This window comes from Blastochloris viridis (genome assembly GCF_001402875.1).
Lineage (GTDB): Bacteria > Pseudomonadota > Alphaproteobacteria > Rhizobiales > Xanthobacteraceae > Blastochloris > Blastochloris viridis.
Map to the genome: position 1 here is coordinate 2,898,121 of NZ_CP012946.1, position 21,030 is coordinate 2,919,150.

A 21,030-nucleotide genomic window follows, 5' to 3' on the forward strand; every position below is an offset into this window, starting at 1 on the left:
TCGTCCGTCACGCCAGCCGCCGGCCGAGCAGCCGCGGCACCGCGGGCAGGTTCGCCGCCGCCAGCCGCTCGATGCCCTCGCGCCGGCGCAGCTGCGCGGCGTCGAGCAGCATCTGCCCGGCCCAGCGGTAGACGTTGCGGGTGCGCACCAGCGCCCGCATCTGGCGCATGCGGGCCTCCTGCTCGTCGACCGGCATCATCAGCGCGCGGTGGATGGCCTCCGCCATGTCGTGGGCGTGGTAGGGGTTGACGATCAGCGCCTCGGCCAGCTCGCGCGAGGCGCCGGCGAAGGTGGAGAGCACCAGCACGCCGCGCTCGTCGTCGCGGGCGGCGACGAACTCCTTGGCCACCAGATTCATGCCGTCGTGCAGGCTGGAGACGACGCAGAAATCGGCGGCGCGGAACAGCTCGAACACCTCCGGCGGCTGGTGGTGGCGGATCGACAGGATGAGCGGCTGCCAGTCCGGCGTGCGGTAGCGGTTGTTGATCTCCTCGGCCAGCGCCACCGCCTCGTCCTGCAGCGCGCGGTAGGACGCGATCTTGCTTCGGGTCGGCGCCGCGGCCTGGATGAAGGTCACCGCGCCCCGCCACTCCGGATGGCGGCTCAGCAGCACGTCGACGCCGTGCAGGCGGTCGAGAATGCCCTTGGTGTAGTCGAACCGCTCGATGCCGATGCCGACCCGGACGCCCTCGCCGAGGCCGAAGCGCTGGCGCACCGCGGCGCGGCAGGCCGGCACCGGCGCCTGGCCGGCCAACGCGGACGGCGGCCATTCGATCGAGATCGGGTAGGCCCGCACCATGGTCTCCTGCCCGCCCAGCGTGATGGAGCGCCGCTCGCGGTCGATGCGGCTCTCGACAAAGCGGTCGATGGTCTCGAAGAAATTGTTGCAGTGGAAGTTGGTGTGGAAGCCCAGGATCGAGGAGCCGAGCAGGCCTTCGATGATCTCCTCCTTCCACGGGCAGATGCCGAAGGTTTCGGCGTTCGGCCAGGGGATGTGCCAGAAGGTGATGATGGTGGCCTTGGGCAGATGCTTGCGCACCATGCGCGGCAGCAGCGCGAAGTGATAGTCCTGCACCAGCACGATGGGATCGTGGGTCTTGGCCTCGCGCACCACCGCGTCGGCGAATTTCTGGTTGACCTCGCGGTAATAGCGCCAGTCGGCCTCGCGGAAGGTCGGCCGCACGAAGGCGATATGGCACAGCGGCCACATGCCCTCGTTGGCGAAGCCGTAATAATAGCCGTCCTGCTCCTCGTCGGTAAGCCAGATGCGGCGCAGGGTGTAGCTCGGCGCATCCGGCGGCACGGCGATGCGATCGGCAGCGTCGACGCTGTCGCGGTCGGCGCTGCCACTGCCGTGGGCGATCCAGGTGCCGCCGCACGCCCTGATCACCGGCTCGATCGCCGACACCAGTCCGCTCGCCGGCAGTTGCACGGTGATGCCCGCGTCGGTGTGGTTGTGGATGTAGGGCTCGCGGTTCGACACCACCAGCACCTCGGCCCCCGGCAGCTCGCTGCCGAGCGCGCGCTGCAGCGTGTCCGGCGTCCAGTCGATGTGGATGCCGTCGATGGTGCGGCGAACGAGGTCGTACTGGTCGAGCGCCTCGCGCAGCTCGGCCGGCAGCGTCGTGACCGGGCCCGCCCCTTCGAGCCGCCCGGCGCGCAGATCGTCGAGCGTGGCGCGCAGCGCGGCGCGCCAGTTGCGCACCAGCATCAGCATTGCCACCGCCACCGCGCCGCTTGCCAGCAGTGCGGCGATGATGGTCGTCACCATGATGAAGGTCTGGGCGTGATCGGACCGCGCCTTGGCGTAGGTCAGATCGTGCACGATCACGACGTGGCCTTCCTTGCCCTCGGCGAGCGGAAACGCCGACACCAGGAGGTCCTGGCTGTCGATCCGAATCGGCACGGTGGTCTCGGCCTTGCTACGCCGGATCGAGGCGCACAACAGGCGCGCCGGCATGGTGTCCGTCGCGGTGCGCATCTTGCCGTCGGGGTCGCAGATGCCGACCGCCTGCAGCCGTTCGTCGGTGATCAGGCGGGTGAACAGCGCCTGGAGCTTGGTGGCGGCCTCAGGCGAGGGATCGCGCGCCAGCTGCTCGATCTGATCCCTGGCCGACAGCAGCACGATTCGCGCCCGCAGCTGCACGTCGCCGCGGCTCCAGGTCTCCACCGCCGCACCGAGCAGCGAGGACACCATCAGCAGCACCGCGGCGCCGGCAACCGCGCCGACGGCGATGTAAAGAAGCGGCCGCGAACGCCGGGCGCGGGATGTCTCCCACACGCTTGAAATCAGGCGGCCGATCGCACCGGCCGCGCGAGCGGTCACGCCGCGAAACCACGCTGGTTGGACAGTGAGCGACATCGGTTGATCCTCCCGTCTGTGTCAGCGAATCCCGTCGCATCCGGTTGGACCCCGCGCGTCACTGGCAATGTCCCCACCAGGGCTCGCCACAAGCGATGAAGACCGAGCGGCGCTTCATCAGGTTTGTACGCGGGCGATGGAACAACTTGGACTCCGCCGTGGTTCGTTCACTGTGGTCCGACCGAACCCGCGCAGGCACAAACGCCTGGAAAAAGCCGGACCACAAACCTGCTGCATCTGTGGATGAAATCCCTCCGACACGCGATACTCTGACACTCGCAAGCCAAGTGGCCTCCAAGTGTCTGGAGTCGTCCACTAAGGCGCAAACGTGTCGTTACTACGGCGGAGCTTGGGATGGAACTCGATGGCCTGCTGCTGGCGCGCGTCCAGATGGCGCTCACGCTGGCATTTCACATCCTGTTTCCCGCGTTCACCATCGGACTGTCGGCGTATATCGCCGTGCTGCTGGCGCTATGGCTGCGCACCGGGCGCGATGTCTATGAGAGCCTGGCGCGATTCTGGACCAAGGTGTTCGCGGTGTCGTTCGCCATGGGCGTGGTGTCCGGCATCGTGCTGTCCTACCAGTTCGGCACCAACTGGAGCCGGTTCTCGGTCGCGGTCGGCAACGTGGTGGCGCCGCTGATCGGCTACGAGGTGCTGACCGCGTTCTTCCTGGAGGCGACGTTTCTCGGCATCATGCTGTTCGGCTGGAACCGGGTGCCGCCGCGGCTGATCCTGGTGGCCGCGTCGCTGGTCGCGCTCGGCACCGCGATCTCGGCGTTCTGGATCCTCTCCGCCAACAGCTGGATGCACTACCCGACCGGGCACGAGGTGCGCGATGGCATCGCCTATCCGGTCGATTGGCTGAAGGTGGTGTTCAGCCCCACCTTCCCGCTGCGCTTCGCCCACATGCTCACCGCCGCCTATCTGACCACCGCGTTCGTGGTGGTGGCGACCGGCGCCCGCCATTTGCTGGCCGGCCGCCACGTCGAGGCCGCGCGCATCATGGTCAAGATGGGCGTTGGCATGATCGCGATCGTCGCGCCGCTGCAGCTGGTGATCGGCGACCATCACGGCCTCGACACCGCCGAATATCAGCCGGCCAAGCTCGCCGCCATGGAGGGTCACTGGGACGGCAGCAAGGCCGCACCGTTGGTGCTGTTCGGCATCCCCAACGCGGCGGCCGAGCGCAACGACTATGAGGTGGCGATTCCCAATCTCGGCGGCCTCATCATCGCGCACGAGTGGGGCGGCCGCTATCCCGGCCTCAAGGAGTTCGAACCCAAGGATCGCCCGCCGGTGCTAATGCCGTTCTTCGCATTCCGGCTGATGGTCGGCATCGGCGTGGTGATGATCGCCGCCGGACTGGTCGGCGCCTGGCTGATGGCACGGCGACGGCTGTTCGAGGCGCGCTGGTATCTGGTCTGGCAATCGTGGATGTGGCCGTCCGGCTTCCTCGCCATTCTCGCCGGCTGGACGGTGACGGAGGTCGGCCGCCAGCCCTGGGTGGTGACCGGCATCCTGCGCACCGCCGACGCCACCTCGCCGGTGGTGGCCGAGAGCATCGCCGGCACGCTGGCGGCGTTCTTCGTCATCTACGCCGTGGTGTTCGGCATCGGCATTTTCTACGTCAACCGCCTGCTGGTGCGCGGCCCGACGCCCGGCACCACCGCCGCGGCCGAGGAGCCGCTCACCAACCGTCCGATCGCGGCCGCGCTGCCGGGCGGGCGCGATGCCATCGACGCGCGCGAAGGACAGCCGTGATGGAACCTTATCTGCCGGTGATCTGGGCGGGCGTGATCGTGGTCGCGGTGGCGATGTACGTCATCCTCGACGGCTTCGACCTCGGCATCGCCCTGTTGTTCCCCACCACCAGCGACGAGGCCGAACGCGACCAGATGATGAACTCGGTCGCGCCGTTCTGGGACGGCAACGAGACCTGGCTGGTGCTCGGCGGCGGCGGGCTGTGGGTGGCGTTTCCGCTGGCCTATTCCATCATCATGCCGGCGTTCTATCTGCCGGTGATCGCGATGCTGCTCGGCCTGGTGTTCCGCGGCGTCGCCTTCGAATTCCGCTGGGTGGCCAAGCCCAGCCATCTGCCGTGGGACATCGCCTTCTTCGCCGGCTCGCTGGTGGCGGCGTTCTGCCAGGGCGTCATCCTCGGCGGGCTGGTCGAGGGGGTGGCGGTGGCGAACGGCGCGTTCGCCGGCGGCCCGTTCGACTGGGCGAGCCCGTTCGCGCTGATGTGCGGCTGCGCGGTCACCACCGGCTACGCGCTGCTCGGCGCCACCTTCCTGGTGATGAAGACCGAGGGCCGGATCGCCGACCACGCCCGGCAGATCGCCAAGCGCCTCATCATCGCGGTGCTGGTGTTCATGGCGGCAGTGAGCCTTTGGACCGCGCTGTCGTCGGAGCGCATCGCCGAGCGCTGGTTCAGCCTTCCCAACCTGGTCTGGCTGGCGCCGGTGCCGCTGGTCACCGCGCTGGTCGGGTTCGGCGTGTGGCGCAGCCTGGAAAGAGGCGGCGAGATGGCGCCGTTCGCCGGCACCATCGCGCTGTTCCTGCTCGGCCTGCTCGGCCTTGCGATCTCCAGCTATCCCTTCATCGTGCCGCCGTCGGTGACGCTCTACGACGCCGCAGCCGTGCCGGCCTCGCAGATGTTCTCGCTGATCGGCGCGATGATCACGCTGCCCATGGTGCTGGCCTACACCGTGTTCGTGTACTGGACCTTCCGCGGCAAGATGCGGCCGGGCCAGGGCTATCATTGACGCGCCTCACCGTGCCGCCCGCGCGCGCATGTGGTCGAGCACGGCCCGAGTCGGCCAGCAGTCGAGGGCGAGGCCGCTCGCCTTCTGGTAGGCGCCGAACGCCAGCCGCGTGCGCATGCCGGCCTTGCCGTCGATCTTGTCGCGGTAGAGCCCAAGCGCGGCGAGGTGGCGCTGCATCTCCTCAAGCTCGGTGGTGCGCATCTGCACCACCTTGCCCCACGGTTCCGCGAACGGACCCAGGCCGGCGATGCGGTCGGCAACATTGCCGACGAACAGCACGTAGAGATCGGAGAAATTGTAGTCCTTGATGACGTAGTAGTTCTTCAGGATCAGAAAGGCCGGGCCGTAGCGGCCGGCCGGCATCAGCAGCGAGGCGCGCTCGCCGAGGTCCGAGGCCAGCGGCGTCTTTGCCGCCGGGACATAGCCGCTGCCGAGCCAGTCCTTCAGCGGCTTCAAGTGCTCGGGATCGGCGATGGTGCAGTCGAGCGAAGCCGGCACCTTGACCTCGTAGGCCCAGTGGTGGCCGGCCTGCCAGCCCTTATGGGCGAGCTGCTGCGCCGCCGAGGCCAGCGCGTCCGGCACCGAATGCCAGATGTCGACGTGGCCGTCGCCGTCGAAGTCGACGCCATGGCGATAGAATTCCGACGGCAGGAACTGCGTCATGCCGATCGCGCCGCCCCACGAGGCGCGCATGTCGGCGCGCGGCACGCCGTCCTGCAGCATCTTGAAGGCGTAGAGCAGCTCGTTCCGAAAGAAGTCCTTGCGCTTGCCGTAATAGCCCTGCGTCGCCAGCACGGTGATGGCGTCATGCGGCAGCTTGTAGGTGCCGAACGCGGTTTCGCGGCCCCAGATCGCCACCACCACGGCGCCCGGCACGCCATAGCGCTGCTCGATGCGCGCCAGCGTGTCGCGGTGCTGGAGGAAGAGCTTGCGGCCTTGCGCGGCGAGATTGCTCAGCGTCGACTCGCGCAGATATTCCGCCGGCGTCTGCACGAACTCGGCCTGGCCGCGCGGCGGCGCCTCGGGACGGCCGGGCACCACCAGATCGGGCAGCGACAGGTTGGGCTCGATGCCGCGGGTCGCCTCGTCGAACGTGGCGCGCGACACGCCGAGCTTGGCGGCCTCCGGCCACAGCCCTTTCAGCCAGGCCTGGAACGCCGGATCAGCGGCGCCGGCGGGCGCCGCGGACAGCAGCGCCGCCAGCGCAACGACGATGGCAGCGACGATGGCGCGGCCGAAAATCCGATGTGTCATTCGTCCGTTCCCGATTGCACGATTTGCGACAGCGTCCACACCAACGCCCGCGTCCGAGCGGCGTCGGCGCCCGGCAAGCCATGACCGAGCGGCAATGGGCTGCCGGCGAACTCGGCGGCGAGCAGCGCCAGCGACGGTGCGTCGTCGACGTCGTACCAGCCCGGCAGCTCGATCAGGTCGATGCCGGCGGCGCGGGCCCGCCGTCGGGTCAATTTGGCCACCGCTCCGGTGCTCCACGGCATGGCGTCGAACAGTGCGCCATGCGGCCGGTCGAGCGCCAGCACGCCGTAGCCGCCATCCAGCATCGGCGCCATCGCCACCCGGCCGGGCACCGCGGCCGCCGCCGCCGCCTGCTCGACGATGGCGCCGGGCAGCGTCGGCGCGTCGGCGCCGAGCAGCACCACGCCGCGGTGGCCGCGCCGCATTAGCTCGGCGGCGACCCCCGCCATGCGGGCGCCGAGATCGCCCGCCGGCTGCACCACGAGGCCGATTCCCGGCGGCACCAGCGCATCCAGCACCACCGCGTCGGCGCGCGGGGTGTAGGCGACATAGGCCGCAGCATCGATGCGGGCGGCCAGCGCCGCCACCCGCTCGGCAATGTCGGCCAGGAACGCCGCCGCCAGCGCGGCGGCCTGGTCCGGCGTCAAGGGCGGGCACAGCCGGGTCTTGGCACGACCCGGCGCCGGCACCTTGGCCATGACGGCGATGGCGACCGAGCTCTCAGCGGCCATCGGCCCTCCCAACACTCATCGGCGCGGCGCGTCTGCCATCGCGGCGCGCTTGAGATCGTAGCTCGGATCGGCCAGATCTTCCGTCCGCAATTGCGCGCCTGCGGCGACAAGGCGCCGCCCGATCATGTGGTCGGCCGGCTTGTTGAGGCTGTCGACCGCGATCACCCGGCCGCCCTTGAGCTGGAACACCGAGAACGCCAGGCTGTCGGCGTCGCCGCGCACCACGGTCTCGTCGATGTCGAAGGCAAGGCCGGTGGTCTGCAGCTTCATGTCGAACTGGTCGCTCCAGAACCACGGCACCGCATCATAGGCCGCGCCCTTGCCGAGGATGGTCGCCGCCACCGCCTTGCCCTGGTCGATGGCGTTCTGCACCGATTCCACCATCACCGGACGCGGCGCGAAACGGGTGGGAAAGCGCGCAACGTCGCCGATGGCGAATACATCCGGCGCCGAGGTGCGCAGCAGAGGATCGACGACGATGCCATGGTCGGTGTCGATGCCGGCGGCTTTGGCGATGCCGGCGGCCGGCACCACGCCGATGCCGACCACGACGAGGTCGGCGGCAAGCGTGGTGCCGTCCGACAGCACCACGGCGGACACCTTGCCCTCGCCCTCAATGCGGGCGACGCCGGCGCCGGTCATGATCTTGACGCCCTTCTCGGTGTGCCGGCGCACGATCGCATCCGCCATCGCCGGCGCGGTCGAGCGCGCCAGCACGCGCGGCAGCGCCTCGACCACCACCGCGCTTGAGCCGAGCTTGGTGGCGGAGGCCGCCACCTCCAGCCCGATGAAGCCGCCGCCGATCACCACCACGTTGCGCGGCGTCGTGAGCGCTTCCTTCAGCTTCAGCGCGTCGTCGAGCCCGCGCAGATAGAGCACGCCGGGCAGATCGGCCCCCGGCACCGGGATCTTCCGCACGTCGGCGCCGGTGGCGATGATCAGGTGGTCATAGGCGATGGTGTCGGCGCCGGCGGTGACGGTCTTCGAGCCGGGGTCGATGGCCTCGACCCGGCGGCCGGTGACGAGGTCGAGCCGGTTGTCGGTGAAGAACACCTGGCCGCGCAGCGGCACGGTGTCGACGCCGGCCTCGCCCGACAGCACCGCCTTCGACAGCGGCGGGCGTTGATAGGGGGCGTAGGGCTCGGCGCCGATGATGCGGATGGCCTCGCCATAGCCGCCCTGGCGCAGGCTGGTCGCAACCTGCAACCCGGCCTGCCCGCCGCCGATGATCACCACGCCCGCGCTCATGTCGCTCTCCCCTACCCGTTTGATGGCAGCGGACGATTACCGCGCCGGACCGCGACGGGGAAGCGGGCAAGCCCGCGGCTTGCGGCCGTGCTCCCGCTTGGGCGCGGTTGCGCTATGATCGCTTTAATTGCCGAATCGGAGGGGACGGATGCGGCACGCAGCACGTTTGATCTGTCTGGCCGGCATCGCCAGCACGATGGTTCTCCCCGCCGCCGCCGAGCGGGAGATGAAACCACCCGCCGTGCCGCTGGTGGTGGCGGTCAACGACACGCCCTGCGGCTGGTACGTGATCTACATGTGCTCGCGCGAGCGGAGCGAGGCGACCCACTGGTACGACCAGCACGAGGCCATTCCGGGCGTCGTGGTCAAGACCGGGCCGGACACCCCCAATTTCGCACCGGGCTGGTTCTGCGTCGCCGACGGGCCGAAGGACCGCGAGGACGCCATCGCCCGCGCCGAAGAGATCCGCGGCTGGGGCTCAGCGCCCGAGGCGTATGCCAAGAACTCGTGCAGGTAATGGCCCGCTGCCCCGACTTGGTTTGGGCCTTGGCCATTCAGATCTCATGAGGGCGTCGATGGCGGCCTCGGCGAGCACGGATAGGACACGGACGAACCCGGCTACCTTGACCGTCCTACGGCAGGTGCTTGAGGAAGCAGGCGTCGAGTTCATCCCGGAGAATGGCAGCGGGGCTGGTGTTCGGTTAGCCAAACGGAACGGAAATGGCGATTAGATTTGAGCAGCGGATGTTCGAAGAGGCCGGTGGCGAATGGTCGGACGGTCATGCATGCAACCAGGCCCTCGATCAACTCTCTTCTAGTAGAGTTTCAAAAATTGAAGCGATAGGAGTACTAAAAAAATCAAAGATTGCATGGAAGTATGCAACCTTACGGCAAGCGATAACTTATAGAATTGTTGATCTTGGTGAGGCAGCAATTCGTGAGTGGTCAGACAACAATACTCTTTCTGCACTTATAATTGCGCGAGCATTTATTGAGACTGTTGCTTTCTTGCATTATATCCTGATCCATGCAGAAAAGGCATTGCTTTTGAATGATATTGATGCCCTTGATAAAAACATAATGATTGCGCACTTTGGAGGACGACACGAACATTGGAAGCTGAACGGCCTTGAAGCTATAAACGTATTAAAAGCTCTTGACGTTATGACCAAAAAAATTCCGAGGACGCGAGATTTTTATGAGAGAATATCCGAAATTTGTCACCCAAATTCGCAGGGCGTAAGTCAATTCTACTCTACTTTGGATAGAGAGCGTGTTGTGGTTACATTTAGCAGAACGAAGAGGGATCGTAATAGTGTGTTTTCCCACATTATGGGGGCCCTCCTTTGTGCTCAGTGGGCAATTATACTTTTTGACGATTATGACAAATGCGTTGAATGCATCGCAAAGTTGCAGGTAAGTAGTTCCAATTCTGACCTTGGATAGAGCGCGCAGTACGACAGGCATCAGAAATGCCATTTCGCCAAATTATCCGTTTAGATTTTAGACGAGAGAATTGCGCTCATTAGCATTTGTCTTTGCCGCCGCTACGCCAAGAACTTCGATCGGATGACGACCGGCTTCGGCAGCTGTGCCTCGGCGACGCGGGCGGCCATGTTGTCGAGTCGCCAGTCGGCGGCGTAAAGCCCATGCAGCGTGGCGTTGATTTCAACGCCGAGAACGGCGGCGGGCTTGGCGTGCGCCTCAAGACGGAACAGGCATGAGCGACGGCATCCTGACAGACAGCAACGGCAACCAGCTCGCCGACGACGATTCCGTCACGGTGATCAAGGACCTGAAGGTCAAGGGCACGTCGGAAACCATCAAGCGCGGCACGCTGGTCAAGAACATCCGCCCGACCGACACCCCCGGCGAGGTCGAGTGCAACACCAAGCAAGTCAAGGGCCTGGTGCTGAAAACCGAGTTCCTCAAGACGGCCTGAGCGACGCCGGCGGTTCGTCGACACCGTGAGGAAGGCCCATGACCCGCAATGACCCGACCCGTCTTGAATACCCGGTGGTGGTCGAGCCGCTGCCTGAGGCGGACGGCGGCGGTTTCGCGGCGATCGTGCCGGACCTGCCCGGCTGCATGAGCGACGGCGAGACGCCGGAAGAGGCGATCGTCAATGTTCAGGACGCCATCCGCGCCTGGATCGAAGCCGCCCTCGACCTCGGCCGCGAGGTGCCGCCCTGCCCATCGCGGCGGTGAGCGAGACGCCCTTCGGCTGGTACGTAGTGTTCGTGTGTTCGCGGGCCGAGCACGAGGCGCAGTATTGGAGCCGCATCCGGCGCGCTCTGGATCGCCCTTCGAGACGCCCGCTTCGCGGGCTCCTCAGGGCGAGGGTGGCGGTGGTGAGGGTTCCTCGACCGGTCGTCCTCGACAAGCGGATGCGCAGCGTCCGCGCGATCGAGGACCCATGATCCGCGACGACGGCAAGCCCCCGCAGCGCAAGCTGCAGCGATATCGGGCAGACCTCGCGGATCATGGGTTCCCGATCTCGCGTCAACGACGCTCGTCGGGAACGACGGCGGCGCGGCCAGCCGCTACTTCAACCCCAACCTTGGCCAGATCGCATCCACCACCGCCTCGACGTCGGAGGACATGCCCAGCACCTTGCCGAACTCGCGCTCGGTCTCGGTGCCGATCTTGGTGGTGGCATCGATGCCGAGCTTGCCACCTAATCCCGCCTTGGGGGAGGCGAAGTCGAGGTAATCGATCGGGGTGTCGGTGAGCACCAGCAGGTCGCGCGAGGCGTCGGCGCGCGTTGCCACCGCCCACATCACATCCGACCACTGGCGCGCCTTGATGTCGGCGTCGACCGCGATGATCAGCTTGGTCATGGTGAACTGCGGCAGCACGCTCCACAGCGCCATCATCAGCCGCCGGGCGTGGCCGGGGTAGGACTTTTTGAACGACACCACCGCGATGCGGTAGGAGCACGCCTCCGGCGGCAGCCAGACGTCGACGATCTCCGGGAACTGCCGCTTCACCACCGGAATGAACATCTCGTTCATCGCCGCGCCCATCACCGCGGGCTCGTCGGGGGCGCGGCCGGTGAAGGTCGACAGGTACAGCGGCTTCGACTTGCGGGTGATGGCGGTGACCCGCATCACCGGGAACGGCTCGACCGAGTTGTAATAGCCGGTGTGGTCGCCGTAGGGGCCCTCCGGCGCGGTCTCGGTGGCGGACACCATGCCCTCGATCACGATTTCGGCATCGGCCGGCACCATCAGCGGCACGGTGGTGGCCTTGGCGAGCCGCGGCCGTTCGCCGCGGACGAGGCCGGCGAAGGTGAGTTCCGACACGTTCTCCGGCAGCGGCATCACCGCCGACAGCATGGTGGCGGGGTCGGTGCCGATGGCGATCGCCACCGGCATGTCCTGGCCGATGGCCTGCCAGCGGCGGAAATGCTGGGCGCCGCCGCGCATCGCCAGCCAGCGCATGATCAGCCGATCCGGCCCCAGCATCTGGATGCGATAGACCCCGACATTGGCGTGGTTGGCGTCGAGCTGGCCGGGCGGGCAGGTGATCACCAACGGCCAGGTGATCAGCGGCGCCGGCTCGTCGGGCCAGCAGGTTTGCACCGGCAGCCGGGTGAGGTCGATGTCCTTGCCGGTGAGGATCACCTCCTGCACCGGCGCCGAGGAGGTCTCGGCCGGGCGGGTGCGCAGCGCGGCACGGGCCAGCGGCAGGCGGTCGAGAAGGTCGCGCAGCGACTGCGGCGGCGAGGGGCTGCGCAGCTCGGCCAACGCATCGCCCAGCGGCGCCAGCTGATCGGGGGTGATGCCGAACCCCAGCGCCACCCGCTCCACCGTGCCGAACACGTTGGTGACCAAGGGAATATCGGACACCGTGCCGTCGGGCAGCAGCGGCTTTTCGAACACCAGCGCCGGCCCGCCCTTCTCGATCACCCGGCGGTGGATTTCGGTGATGGCGTGGACGGTCGAGACCGGCTCCTTGATGCGGTGGAGCTGGCCCTTGCCTTCCAGGAACGTCAGGAATGCGGGCAGGTCGCGGAACGCGGGCAGGCTGCGGACGGGCACGGGTCACCCTCTCAATCGACGCAGCCCGGAGCGAGCGGCAATCGTCAATGACCTCCCGCCGTCCCGGCCGGTGCGCAGAGCCGGGACCGCTCGCAGGAAAATCGGCAAAACGCGTTCCTGGCAAACGATCCCAGGTCGCGCGGCATTGCCGCCTGCCCGGGATGACGAGAGCTGAGGCGCTCGCCGCGGTCATCTCAAAGAGCCGCGGACCGCCTGTTCTCTGTGCCGGGGTATTAGGCCGCGCCTTCGGGATTGGCAACCGGCCCGGTTCGGGTAAAACCGGACCCCCCGGAAAATCCCTTAATGGCGGAGGGGGATTGATCTGTGCCAAACCGCGCGCTGCCGTTTGCGGGTAAAGCCCCCCCACCCGCCAACCACCCATGTGACAACGCCCGTGACAGACCTGCCCGTTCTGCACCCTCTCGTCCGGCTGCTCGCGCGGCCGCTGCCGCTGTCTCCCCTGGAGTGGGGCGCCGCGACCACCATGAAGCGCGTGTTTGCCCGCCACAGCCGCATGTTCGAGCGGCTGGGCGACAATGCACACAAAAGGTTCGGCATCGAGCCGACCGACCTGCCGTTCGCCTTCATCCTGACGCCGGACCCGGACGGTCCGCGCATCGAGGCGGTGCGCAGCCTGAAGGACCGCGTGGTCGACGCCCGCATTGCCGGGCCGTTCCTGGTGCTGCTCGACATGGTGCGCGGCCGGCTCGACGGCGACGCGCTGTTCTTCTCCCGCGACATCGTGGTGGAAGGCGACGTCGAGGCGGTGGTGGCGCTGCGCAATGCGCTGGATTCCGAGGCGGTCGACATCGTCGCCGAGACCGCCGAGGCCTTCGGCCCGGCGTCCGGCCTCGTCACGCAGAGCGTCGACATGGCCGAGCGTTTCGCCCGCACCTTCCTGGTCGCCAGCTCGTCCCAGCCGGCGACGCCCCCCCGGGAGAGCACGCCATGAGGCCCGCCAAAGGATCGCTCGAACTGGTCTGCCCCGCCGGTACCCCGGCGGCGCTGGACGCCGCCGTTGCCGCCGGTGCCGACACCGTCTATTGCGGCTTCAACGACGAGACCAACGCCCGCAACTTCCCGGGCCTTAACTTCTCGCGCGTCGAACTCGGCGAGAGCATCGCCCGTGCCCACGCCAGGGGCTGCAACGTTCTGGTGGCGATCAACACCTTCCCGCGCGCCGGCAATGTCGGGTTGTGGCACAGCGCCATCGCCGACGCCGAGGCCGCCGGTGCCGACGCGGTGATCTTGGCCGACATCGGCCTGCTCGCCCACGCCCGCGAAAAGCACCCCGATCTGCGCCTCCATCTGTCGGTGCAGGCCGCCGCCGCCAATCCCGACGCCATCCAGTTCTACGTCAAGCAGTTCGACGTCGAGCGGGTGGTGCTGCCGCGCGTCGTCACCGTCGAGGAGATCGCCGCGATCCACCGCGAGATCGCCTGCGAGACCGAGGTGTTCGTGTTCGGCGGCCTGTGCGTGATGGCCGAGGGCCGCTGCCTGCTCTCCAGCTACGCCACCGGCAAGTCGCCCAACATGCACGGCGCCTGCTCGCCGGCTGGCGCCATCTCCTACACCGAGGAGGGGCCGAACTTCGTCTCCCGCCTCGGTGACTTCACCATCAACCGGGTGAAGAAGGGCGAGCCGGCCGCCTACCCGACGCTGTGCAAGGGCCGATTCATGATCGACGGCAAGGCCAGCCACGTGTTCGAGGACCCGGCCAGCCTGGACGCCTCCCAGCTCTTGCCCGGCCTCAAGGCCGCCGGCGTCAAGGCGCTGAAGATCGAGGGCCGCCAGCGGAGCCGCGCCTATGCCGACGCGGTGGTGAAGGCGTTCCGGGCGGCGGTCGACTCGCTCGACCGCGGCCTGGAAATCCGTGCCGGCGCGCTCGCCGCGCTCACCGAGGGCGGCGCCACCACCGGCGGCGCCTATCGCAAGACGTGGCGGTGAGTGAGGCTTCGACATCATGAGCACCAATCAAATGAAGCTGGTCCTCGGGCCGGTGCTGTTCAATTGGCCGAACGACATCTGGAGCGACTTCTACGCCCGCGTCGCCGACGAGATGCCGGTCGAGCGCGTCTACATCGGCGAAGTGGTGTGCTCCAAGCGCGAGCCGTTCCGCGAGCAGGCGATGGGGGACGCCGTCGAGCGCCTGCAGCGCGGCGGCAAGGAGGTCGTGGTGTCGTCGCTGGCGCTGGTGACGCTGCCGCGCGAGCGCCACAAGGTGTTCGCCACCGCCCAGGACTGGCCGGGCCTGGTCGAGGCCAACGACGTCACCGCCGTCGCGGCGCTGGCGGGGCGGCCGTTCGCGGTCGGTCCGCTGGTCAACGTCTACAACGAGGGCACGCTCAAGGCGCTGGCGGGCTTCGGCGCCAAGACGGTGTGCCTGCCGCCAGAGCTGCCGCTGACCTCGATCGCGGTGATCGCCACGGCCGCCGCCGGGCTCGGCGTCGAAACCGAGCTGTTCGCGTTCGGTCGGGTGCCGCTGGCGGTGTCGGCGCGCTGCTACCACGCCCGCATCCACGGCCTGCACAAGGACTCCTGCCAGTTCGTCTGCGCCCAGGACCTCGACGGCCTCAACGTCGACACCCTGGATGGCGAGAAGTTCCTCAGCGTCAACGGCATCCAGACCATGTCGCAGACCTATGCCGACTTCCTGGCCGACATCCCCGCGCTCAAGGCAGCCGGCGTCGACGCGCTGCGGCTGTCGCCGCATTCCTGCGACATGGTGGCGGTGGCGAAACTCTATCGCGCGGTGATGGACGGCGCCCACGACGGCGCGGAGGCGGCCGAGGCGCTGAAGGCGCTGATCGGCAATGCGCCGATCTCCAACGGCTTCCTGCACGCGGTGCCGGGCGCCCGCTTCCAGCTCAGGACCCAGGCCTGATCCGAGCTCCGGCCAATCGGGCCGGAGTTCCGTATTCGGGTCGCCGGCTCCCAATGGACGGGCCGCGTCCCGGCCATTTTTTGTCCGCCGCGGTGACAACCGGTCGAGGCGAGCTGACGCCGTGGCCGTCGCGACCGCCGCGTGCGCTTGAGCGTCCGCCAATCCGGCCGACCCGGCGAGCGGCGCTAACCCTTTGAGTTATCGCGTCTCTTGCGCGACCGGCCTCCACTTTTGCCGAGAATGCGCTAGAGTTGCCGCTGCGGGTTTCGCCGCATGAAAATATGCGTCGGGTGCTCGAACCCACGCCGTGGCTCGCGCGACCAATCTGCGAGCGGACGACATCGGAGCTTGCATGACGGCGAGTTCGGACGAGGCGCTCATCCTCAGGATCGCCACAGGCGACCGGATGGCCATGCAGGTGCTGTTCGCGCGGCATCAGGTCAAGGTGTTCCGGTTCGTCGTGCGGCTGATCAGCGACGAAGCGGCGGCGGAGGACGTGATCAGCGAGGTGTTTCTCGACGTATGGCGGCACGCAGGCCGGTTCGAGGCGCGCTCCAGCGTGTCGACCTGGCTGCTCGCGATTGCCCGGAACAAGGCCTACTCGGTGCTCCGACGCCCCAGAAGCGAACAGCTCGCCGACGACAAGGCCGAATCCATCGTCGATACCGTCGACGATCCCGAAATCATTGCCCAGAAGAGGGACAAGAGCGGTCTCATCCGTGAGTGTATCCAGCGGTTGTCGGTGGATCATCGCGACGTGATCGATCTGGTCTATTACCACGAGAAGTCTATCGAGGAGGTCGCCGAGATCGTCGGCATTCCGGAGAACACCGTCAAGACGCGCATGTTCTACGCGCGCAGGAAACTCTCCGAGATGCTGCAGGCGGCTGGGGTCGACAGGGGGTGGCCATGACCGAGAACCAGAACGAGCGCGTCATCGACGAATTGCTGCCGTGGTATGCCACCGGGCGGCTGGCGCCGGCCGATGCCGCCCAGGTCGACGTCGCCCTCGCCGCCGACCCCGCGCTCGGCCGCCGGCTCGACCTCGTCCGCGACGAGCTGGCCGAGACCATCCGCGTCAACGAGCAACTGGGGGCGCCCTCCCCCCATGTCATCGAGCGGCTGTTCGCCAAGATCGACGCCGAGCCGCGCGCGATCGTCGTCAGCCCGGGCGGGCTGACCGCCCGGCTGTCGGAGTGGCTGTCGCGCCGCGCGCCGCGCACGCTGGCGCTGGCCACCGTCGCCGGACTGGTTGTCGTGCTGGCCCAGGCCGGCATCATCGTCGCGCAGCTGATCGGCGAGACGGCTCCGACCTTCACCACCGCCTCCTTCACCACGGCCGATCGGCCCGCCGGCACCTTCGTGCTGGTCGGCTTCGCCGACACCGCCACCGCCGGCAAGATGCTGGAATTCCTCAAGGCCAACAACGCCGTCATCGTCGACGGCCCGCGTGCCGGCGGCCTGTTCAAGCTCAAGGTGTCGGCCGAGACGCTGCCGCGCGAGGAGGCCGACCGCATCGCCCAGCGCCTGCGCGCCGACGGCGCGCTGGTCCGGCTGGCAGCGCCGACGCAGTGATCCAACGGCCGCGCCCCATAAGCCCGTGATGCGCGGGGAATGCGCGGCGGCCGGCGTGGCGGCGACGGGCATTTATGTCGCGGATCATGGATCCTCGGGTCTCGGCAAAGCCTCGCCCGAGGATGACGGGTTGAGGGTCCCTCGCCCGCGGACGACGTGTTGAGGTTGGCGCGCTGGGCTCGCCCGAGGATGACGCGTCGAGGGGGAGCGCTGGGCTCGACCTGTCGTCGCCGCGACACCGATCGGCGCGGCGATACAGGTGCGGGCGGCACCGGCTATGCTACGGACCGTCGGACTTGCGGGAGGACGTCATGGCCAAGGGCACGCCGGCCACGGTGGCGCTGGAGACGGCGAGCGAGCCGTTCACGCTGCACGAGTACGCCTACGATCCCAACGCCGACCGCATCGGGATGCAGGCGGCCGAGGCGCTTGGCATGCCGCCGGCACAGCTGCTCAAGACGCTGATGGTCGAGATCGGCAGCAAACCGGCGGTGGCCATCATCGCCTCCGACAGGACAGTGAACCTCAAGAAGCTCGCCGCCGCCGCCAAGGTGAAGGAGGCGGCGATGATGGCGCCGACCAAAGCCGAGCGGCTGACCGGCTACCACGTCGGCGGCATCTCCCCGCTCGGCCAGAAGAAGCGGGTGCCGGCGTTTCTTGACGCCGCGGCGATGGCGCATGCCACCGTGCTGGTCAATGGCGGCCGCCGCGGCCTGCAGATCGAGATCTCGCCCGCCCGCCTCGCCGCGCTGATCGGGGCTGTGGTGGTGGAGTTGGGGTGATATTCAACGAGTGTCGTCGGGCCCGATGTCGCGATAACCGCTGAGCACCCGAACCAGTTCGATGCCAGACCGCTGCGGCCGATAGAACAGCACGTAATTTCCGACCGGAAAGCTGCGGAGGTCAGCGGCCAGTTCCGGTCGGGCGCGGCCGGCGAATGGATTTTCGCTCAGCATTGCCAATGCACGTTCGATACGTTCAAGCAGGCGATCGGCGGCTGTTTCGCTGTCGCCTGCGACGTAGCTCCACGCCTCGATCAGGTCGAGCCGGGCACGCGGACGGCGAACAACGGCGTGTGACATCGGCTAATCGCGAGGCTGCGCCCGCTGTCGCCGCGCCGCGGCCTTGATCTCGGCCATGTCGAGCGGAGCGGCTGGCCCGCTGTCGAGCCCGGCGGCAATATCAGCACGGAGTGCGCCGAGCTTGGCTTGGCGCAGCTGCTCACGCTCCTCGAGCAGCCGCAGCGCATCGCGCACCACCTCGCTGGCGGAGGCATAGCGCCCGCTGTCCACCAAACCGCGGACCAGTCCTTCGAAGTGTTCGCCAAGGGTGTAACTGGACGGCATGCTACAGAAATATCATTTCCTGATAGCGCCGCCAACGCCCTACCCCCTTGGCCGGTAGCCGTACCAGCGCGCCAGCAGGTCGGGCGGGGCGCCGGCCCAATAGAGAAACCGCAGCGACCACATCAGGAAAATCGTCCGCGCCACGCCGTGGCGCTGCCAGCGCCGGCCGGAGGTGGTGACCTTGGCCTTGAGGCAGGCCGGCCGGCCGATGCGCTTCAAGCGCTTCGACAGCGCGATGTCCTCCATCAGCGCGATGTCGGGCACGCCGCCGGCGGCGGCATAGGCGGCTTTGGTCATGAACATCGCCTGGTCGCCGGTGGCGATGCCGGTCAGGCGAGAGCGCAGGTTCATCATCGCCGCCACCACCGCGAGCACCGGATGGCCGCCGGCGATGGCGACGTCGAACCGCCCCCACGCCCGCGACGCCAGCGCCGCAGCGATCAGCCGGTCGGCGTCGTCCGGCAGCTCGGTGTCGGCGTGGAGGAACACCAGCGCCGTGCCGGCCGCCGCCACCGCCCCCGCCGCGAGCTGGGCGCCGCGGCCGCGCGGCGCAATGACGACACGGCTGGCGTACGGCCGGGCGGCCGCCACCGTGCCGTCGAGCGAGCCGCCGTCGACCACCACCAGTTCCGCCCCGCGCGCGAGGAAGGGCCGAAGCCGGAACAGCGCGGTGGCAATGCTGGTTTCTTCGTCCAAAACCGGCACGATGATCGACAGCATCGAAGCGTTTCCGTTCATCCCGGTCGCGGAAACTACGGTTTCGACCGAACCCCGCGCTCCGTTATAGGGTTCCCTCATGATCACGTCGTGATCGTGACAACAAATCCGCCGAGAACTCCTTGATCGGAAGGGTTTTTCCGCCGAGCCGACGAAACGCCGAGCCGATCGGCCAGATTTCGCATTCGACCATGGCCGCCCGGGCGCCGGCTCGACTTCGCCATGCGCCGGCGACCGGCGCGGCCCGGGACGAATTGCGGCGAACAGGCTTCGGAGAGTCGACATGGACGCCACCACCGGCCCCGTCTTGAGCCCGGCGCCCGCCACGCCCCCGGCCAGCGCGGACGAGGGCTACCCGTTCGACACCATCGACCGCGCCTTGCGCGCCGCCACCGCGCGGCTGACCGGCGGGCTGTCGCCGTTCGCGCTCTATACCGCCTGGCAGGACTGGGCGGTGCATTTCGCCTCCGCTCCCGGCCGCCAGCTCGCGCTGGCGTTCGACGCCGCGGACAGCATCCAGGCCTATGCCCGCTTCGCCACGGCCGCGATGTCCAGCACGGTCACCGGAGAGATGGCGACGCCGCCGGTCGCGCCCTCGCGCAACGATCACCGCTTCGACGATCCGGCCTGGGCGGGCCTGCCCTACGTGCTGTGGCAGCAGGCGTTCCTGGCCCAGGAGCAATGGTGGGAGCGCGCCACCCAGCCGGTGCGCGGCGTTGCCAAGATCAATGCCGACCGCGCCGCCTTCGTCGCCCGCCAGCTGCTCGACGCCGCCTCGCCCTCCAACCTGCCGTGGCTGAACCCGACCGTGGTGCGGCGCACACTGGAGGAAGGCGGCGCCAACCTCGCCCGCGGCCTCGCCAACGCCGCCGACGACGCTGCCGCCGCCCTCGCCAAGGCCGAGCGGCCGACCTCGCTGGCGTTCGAGGTCGGCGTCAACGTCGCCGCCACGCCCGGCACCGTCATCTATCGCAACGAGCTGATGGAGCTGATCCAGTACACCCCGGCGACGCCGTCGGTGCTGGCCGAGCCGGTGCTGATCGTGCCGGCCTGGATCATGAAGTTCTACATCCTCGATTTGTCGCCTGCGAACTCGCTGATCCGCTGGCTGGTCGGCCAGGGCCACACCGTGTTCGCGATCTCCTGGCGCAACCCCACCGACGCCGACCGCGACGTCGAGTTCGACGCCTACCGCACCCGCGGCATCCTGGCGGCGCTGGACGCGGTCGGCGCCGTGGTGCCCGACCGCAAGATCCACGCCTGCGGCTATTGCTTAGGGGGCACCCAGCTCGCCATCGCCGCCGCCAAGATGGCGCGCGACGGCGACGAGCGCCTCGCCTCGGTGACGCTGCTGGCGGCGCAGACCGACTTCTCCGAGGCTGGCGAGCTGATGCTGTTCGTCGACGAGAACCAGATCGCCTTCCTGGAAGACCTGATGTGGGACCAGGGCGTGCTGGAGAGCGGCCAGATGTCCGGCGCCTTCCAGCTGCTCCGCTCCAACGATCTGGTGTGGTCGCGGATGGTGAAGTCGTATCTGCTCGGCGAGCGCGACGTCGAAAGCGACCTTGCCGCCTGGAACGCCGACGCCACCCGCATGCCCTACCGCATGCACGCGCAGTATCTGCGCCGGCTGTTCCTGGAGAACCGCCTCACCGCCGGCCGCTACGTGCTCGACGGCCGGCCGGTGGCGCTGAAGGACATCCGGGTGCCGCTGTTCGTGGTCGGCACCGAGACCGACCACATCGCGCCGTGGCGCTCGGTCTACAAGCTGCATCTGTTCACCGAGAGCGAGCTGACGTTCGTGCTCACCTCGGGCGGCCACAATGCCGGCATCGTGTCCGAGCCTGGCCATCGCGGCCGGCGCCACCGCATCGCCACCGCCAAGGGCGACGACGCCTATGTCGACCCCGACAGCTGGCTCGCCACCGCGCCGGCCACCGCCGGGTCGTGGTGGCCGGCGTGGTCGGGCTGGCTTGCGGCGCGCAGCGCCGCCGATCGGGTGGCGCCGCCGCCGGTCGGCGCGCCAAGCGAGGGCCTGGTGCCGCTCGGCCCGGCGCCGGGCGCGTATGTGAAGGGGTGATACGGTTTCCGATTGATCAGCT

21 protein-coding genes are annotated in these 21,030 nt (G+C 68.2%); 13 read left to right on the forward strand and 8 right to left on the reverse strand.

What is annotated here, in order from left to right; genetic code table 11:
* Window positions 1-7 precede the first annotated feature (7 nt).
* Window positions 8-2,362 carry an alpha,alpha-trehalose-phosphate synthase (UDP-forming) gene (locus BVIR_RS12695; protein WP_082417114.1) on the reverse strand — a complete coding sequence of 785 codons (2,355 nt, stop codon included), beginning with the start codon at window positions 2,360-2,362 and terminating at the stop codon, window positions 8-10.
* 354 nt (window positions 2,363-2,716) lie between these two features.
* Here BVIR_RS12695 and BVIR_RS12700 point away from each other — a divergent pair, with 354 nt between their 5' ends.
* Together BVIR_RS12700 and cydB are read left to right on the forward strand one after the other, a co-directional pair.
* The gene (locus BVIR_RS12700) at window positions 2,717-4,126 is read left to right on the forward strand and encodes a cytochrome ubiquinol oxidase subunit I (protein WP_055037993.1); all 1,410 of its coding nucleotides are present in this window, start codon (window positions 2,717-2,719) and stop codon (window positions 4,124-4,126) included.
* Window positions 4,126-5,130, forward strand: coding sequence for a cytochrome d ubiquinol oxidase subunit II (gene cydB / locus BVIR_RS12705; protein WP_055037994.1), 1,005 nt, complete (start codon window positions 4,126-4,128; stop codon window positions 5,128-5,130). The genes BVIR_RS12700 and cydB overlap by 1 nt, the downstream gene beginning before the upstream one ends.
* A 6-nt stretch (window positions 5,131-5,136) precedes the next feature.
* Here cydB and BVIR_RS12710 read toward each other — a convergent pair whose 3' ends face one another.
* Genes BVIR_RS12710 through BVIR_RS12720 form a run of 3 tightly spaced genes read right to left on the reverse strand, consistent with a single transcriptional unit; the run spans window position 5,137 to window position 8,363 of the window.
* The gene (locus BVIR_RS12710) at window positions 5,137-6,384 is read right to left on the reverse strand and encodes a lytic murein transglycosylase (RefSeq protein ID WP_055037995.1); all 1,248 of its coding nucleotides are present in this window, start codon (window positions 6,382-6,384) and stop codon (window positions 5,137-5,139) included.
* On the reverse strand, window positions 6,381-7,115 hold the full coding sequence (locus BVIR_RS12715) for a TIGR04282 family arsenosugar biosynthesis glycosyltransferase (RefSeq protein ID WP_055037996.1): 735 nt from the start codon (window positions 7,113-7,115) through the stop codon (window positions 6,381-6,383). The genes BVIR_RS12710 and BVIR_RS12715 overlap by 4 nt, the downstream gene beginning before the upstream one ends.
* Window positions 7,116-7,130: 15 nt before the next feature.
* Complete coding sequence (locus BVIR_RS12720) at window positions 7,131-8,363, reverse strand: NAD(P)/FAD-dependent oxidoreductase (protein ID WP_055037997.1); 1,233 nt, start codon at window positions 8,361-8,363, stop codon at window positions 7,131-7,133.
* A gap of 226 nt (window positions 8,364-8,589) precedes the next feature.
* Here BVIR_RS12720 and BVIR_RS12725 point away from each other — a divergent pair, with 226 nt between their 5' ends.
* From BVIR_RS12725 to BVIR_RS12740, 4 genes are all read left to right on the forward strand, one after another.
* On the forward strand, window positions 8,590-8,880 hold the full coding sequence (locus BVIR_RS12725) for a hypothetical protein (protein ID WP_145911965.1): 291 nt from the start codon (window positions 8,590-8,592) through the stop codon (window positions 8,878-8,880).
* Between the two features lie 227 nt (window positions 8,881-9,107).
* The gene (locus BVIR_RS16945) at window positions 9,108-9,809 is read left to right on the forward strand and encodes a hypothetical protein (RefSeq protein WP_145911964.1); all 702 of its coding nucleotides are present in this window, start codon (window positions 9,108-9,110) and stop codon (window positions 9,807-9,809) included.
* A 274-nt stretch (window positions 9,810-10,083) separates the two neighbouring features.
* Window positions 10,084-10,305, forward strand: coding sequence for an alkylphosphonate utilization protein (locus tag BVIR_RS12735; RefSeq protein ID WP_055038000.1), 222 nt, complete (start codon window positions 10,084-10,086; stop codon window positions 10,303-10,305).
* A gap of 38 nt (window positions 10,306-10,343) precedes the next feature.
* Window positions 10,344-10,571, forward strand: a complete 228-nt coding sequence (locus tag BVIR_RS12740) for a type II toxin-antitoxin system HicB family antitoxin (RefSeq protein WP_055038001.1) — start codon at window positions 10,344-10,346, stop codon at window positions 10,569-10,571.
* Window positions 10,572-10,906: 335 nt separating this feature from the next.
* Here the strand turns inward: BVIR_RS12740 and BVIR_RS12750 are convergent, their stop codons facing one another.
* Window positions 10,907-12,406 carry a UbiD family decarboxylase gene (locus BVIR_RS12750; RefSeq protein ID WP_055038003.1) on the reverse strand — a complete coding sequence of 500 codons (1,500 nt, stop codon included), beginning with the start codon at window positions 12,404-12,406 and terminating at the stop codon, window positions 10,907-10,909.
* Between the two features lie 394 nt (window positions 12,407-12,800).
* On the opposite strand from BVIR_RS12750, the gene ubiT reads away from it, so the two are divergent.
* From ubiT to BVIR_RS12780, 6 genes are all read left to right on the forward strand, one after another.
* Window positions 12,801-13,358: a ubiquinone anaerobic biosynthesis accessory factor UbiT gene (gene ubiT / locus BVIR_RS12755; RefSeq protein ID WP_058124843.1), complete on the forward strand. Its 558-nt coding sequence runs from the start codon at window positions 12,801-12,803 to the stop codon at window positions 13,356-13,358.
* Entirely contained in the window at window positions 13,355-14,353 is a 999-nt protein-coding gene (ubiU, locus tag BVIR_RS12760; protein WP_055038005.1) for a ubiquinone anaerobic biosynthesis protein UbiU, read from the forward strand. Before ubiT ends, ubiU begins: the two co-directional genes overlap by 4 nt.
* A 16-nt stretch (window positions 14,354-14,369) precedes the next feature.
* Window positions 14,370-15,290: a ubiquinone anaerobic biosynthesis protein UbiV gene (ubiV, locus tag BVIR_RS12765; RefSeq protein ID WP_335338124.1), complete on the forward strand. Its 921-nt coding sequence runs from the start codon at window positions 14,370-14,372 to the stop codon at window positions 15,288-15,290.
* A 352-nt stretch (window positions 15,291-15,642) separates the two neighbouring features.
* Entirely contained in the window at window positions 15,643-16,203 is a 561-nt protein-coding gene (locus BVIR_RS12770; RefSeq protein ID WP_055038006.1) for a sigma-70 family RNA polymerase sigma factor, read from the forward strand.
* Complete coding sequence (locus tag BVIR_RS12775; protein ID WP_055038007.1) at window positions 16,200-16,865, forward strand: hypothetical protein; 666 nt, start codon at window positions 16,200-16,202, stop codon at window positions 16,863-16,865. The genes BVIR_RS12770 and BVIR_RS12775 overlap by 4 nt, the downstream gene beginning before the upstream one ends.
* A gap of 311 nt (window positions 16,866-17,176) precedes the next feature.
* Entirely contained in the window at window positions 17,177-17,647 is a 471-nt protein-coding gene (locus tag BVIR_RS12780; protein ID WP_055038008.1) for an aminoacyl-tRNA deacylase, read from the forward strand.
* A 3-nt stretch (window positions 17,648-17,650) separates the two neighbouring features.
* Here the strand turns inward: BVIR_RS12780 and BVIR_RS12785 are convergent, their stop codons facing one another.
* Genes BVIR_RS12785 through BVIR_RS12795 form a run of 3 tightly spaced genes read right to left on the reverse strand, consistent with a single transcriptional unit; the run spans window position 17,651 to window position 18,931 of the window.
* Window positions 17,651-17,947: a type II toxin-antitoxin system RelE/ParE family toxin gene (locus tag BVIR_RS12785; protein WP_055038009.1), complete on the reverse strand. Its 297-nt coding sequence runs from the start codon at window positions 17,945-17,947 to the stop codon at window positions 17,651-17,653.
* Window positions 17,948-17,950: 3 nt separating this feature from the next.
* Window positions 17,951-18,211, reverse strand: a complete 261-nt coding sequence (locus tag BVIR_RS12790; protein WP_055038010.1) for a type II toxin-antitoxin system ParD family antitoxin — start codon at window positions 18,209-18,211, stop codon at window positions 17,951-17,953.
* A 39-nt stretch (window positions 18,212-18,250) separates the two neighbouring features.
* On the reverse strand, window positions 18,251-18,931 hold the full coding sequence (locus BVIR_RS12795) for a TIGR04283 family arsenosugar biosynthesis glycosyltransferase (RefSeq protein WP_236823606.1): 681 nt from the start codon (window positions 18,929-18,931) through the stop codon (window positions 18,251-18,253).
* A 280-nt stretch (window positions 18,932-19,211) separates the two neighbouring features.
* Here BVIR_RS12795 and BVIR_RS12800 point away from each other — a divergent pair, with 280 nt between their 5' ends.
* A complete protein-coding gene (locus tag BVIR_RS12800; RefSeq protein WP_055038012.1) occupies window positions 19,212-21,008 on the forward strand; it encodes a PHA/PHB synthase family protein in 1,797 nt (598 codons plus the stop codon).
* Window positions 21,009-21,030 lie beyond the last annotated feature (22 nt).

What these genes read in the sequence shown, in the direction of transcription:
- BVIR_RS12695 (WP_082417114.1), bottom strand. Translation starts at nt 2,362, where the DNA reads ATGTCGCTCACTGTCCAACCAGCGTGGTTTCGCGGCGTGACCGCTCGC.
- BVIR_RS12700 (WP_055037993.1), top strand. Translation starts at nt 2,717, where the DNA reads ATGGAACTCGATGGCCTGCTGCTGGCGCGCGTCCAGATGGCGCTCACG.
- cydB (WP_055037994.1), top strand. Translation starts at nt 4,126, where the DNA reads ATGGAACCTTATCTGCCGGTGATCTGGGCGGGCGTGATCGTGGTCGCG.
- BVIR_RS12710 (WP_055037995.1), bottom strand. Translation starts at nt 6,384, where the DNA reads ATGACACATCGGATTTTCGGCCGCGCCATCGTCGCTGCCATCGTCGTT.
- BVIR_RS12715 (WP_055037996.1), bottom strand. Translation starts at nt 7,115, where the DNA reads ATGGCCGCTGAGAGCTCGGTCGCCATCGCCGTCATGGCCAAGGTGCCG.
- BVIR_RS12720 (WP_055037997.1), bottom strand. Translation starts at nt 8,363, where the DNA reads ATGAGCGCGGGCGTGGTGATCATCGGCGGCGGGCAGGCCGGGTTGCAG.
- BVIR_RS12725 (WP_145911965.1), top strand. Translation starts at nt 8,590, where the DNA reads ATGAAACCACCCGCCGTGCCGCTGGTGGTGGCGGTCAACGACACGCCC.
- BVIR_RS16945 (WP_145911964.1), top strand. Translation starts at nt 9,108, where the DNA reads ATGTTCGAAGAGGCCGGTGGCGAATGGTCGGACGGTCATGCATGCAAC.
- BVIR_RS12735 (WP_055038000.1), top strand. Translation starts at nt 10,084, where the DNA reads ATGAGCGACGGCATCCTGACAGACAGCAACGGCAACCAGCTCGCCGAC.
- BVIR_RS12740 (WP_055038001.1), top strand. Translation starts at nt 10,344, where the DNA reads ATGACCCGCAATGACCCGACCCGTCTTGAATACCCGGTGGTGGTCGAG.
- ubiU (WP_055038005.1), top strand. Translation starts at nt 13,355, where the DNA reads ATGAGGCCCGCCAAAGGATCGCTCGAACTGGTCTGCCCCGCCGGTACC.
- ubiV (WP_335338124.1), top strand. Translation starts at nt 14,370, where the DNA reads ATGAGCACCAATCAAATGAAGCTGGTCCTCGGGCCGGTGCTGTTCAAT.
- BVIR_RS12770 (WP_055038006.1), top strand. Translation starts at nt 15,643, where the DNA reads ATGACGGCGAGTTCGGACGAGGCGCTCATCCTCAGGATCGCCACAGGC.
- BVIR_RS12775 (WP_055038007.1), top strand. Translation starts at nt 16,200, where the DNA reads ATGACCGAGAACCAGAACGAGCGCGTCATCGACGAATTGCTGCCGTGG.
- BVIR_RS12780 (WP_055038008.1), top strand. Translation starts at nt 17,177, where the DNA reads ATGGCCAAGGGCACGCCGGCCACGGTGGCGCTGGAGACGGCGAGCGAG.
- BVIR_RS12785 (WP_055038009.1), bottom strand. Translation starts at nt 17,947, where the DNA reads ATGTCACACGCCGTTGTTCGCCGTCCGCGTGCCCGGCTCGACCTGATC.
- BVIR_RS12790 (WP_055038010.1), bottom strand. Translation starts at nt 18,211, where the DNA reads ATGCCGTCCAGTTACACCCTTGGCGAACACTTCGAAGGACTGGTCCGC.
- BVIR_RS12795 (WP_236823606.1), bottom strand. Translation starts at nt 18,931, where the DNA reads ATGCTGTCGATCATCGTGCCGGTTTTGGACGAAGAAACCAGCATTGCC.
- BVIR_RS12800 (WP_055038012.1), top strand. Translation starts at nt 19,212, where the DNA reads ATGGACGCCACCACCGGCCCCGTCTTGAGCCCGGCGCCCGCCACGCCC.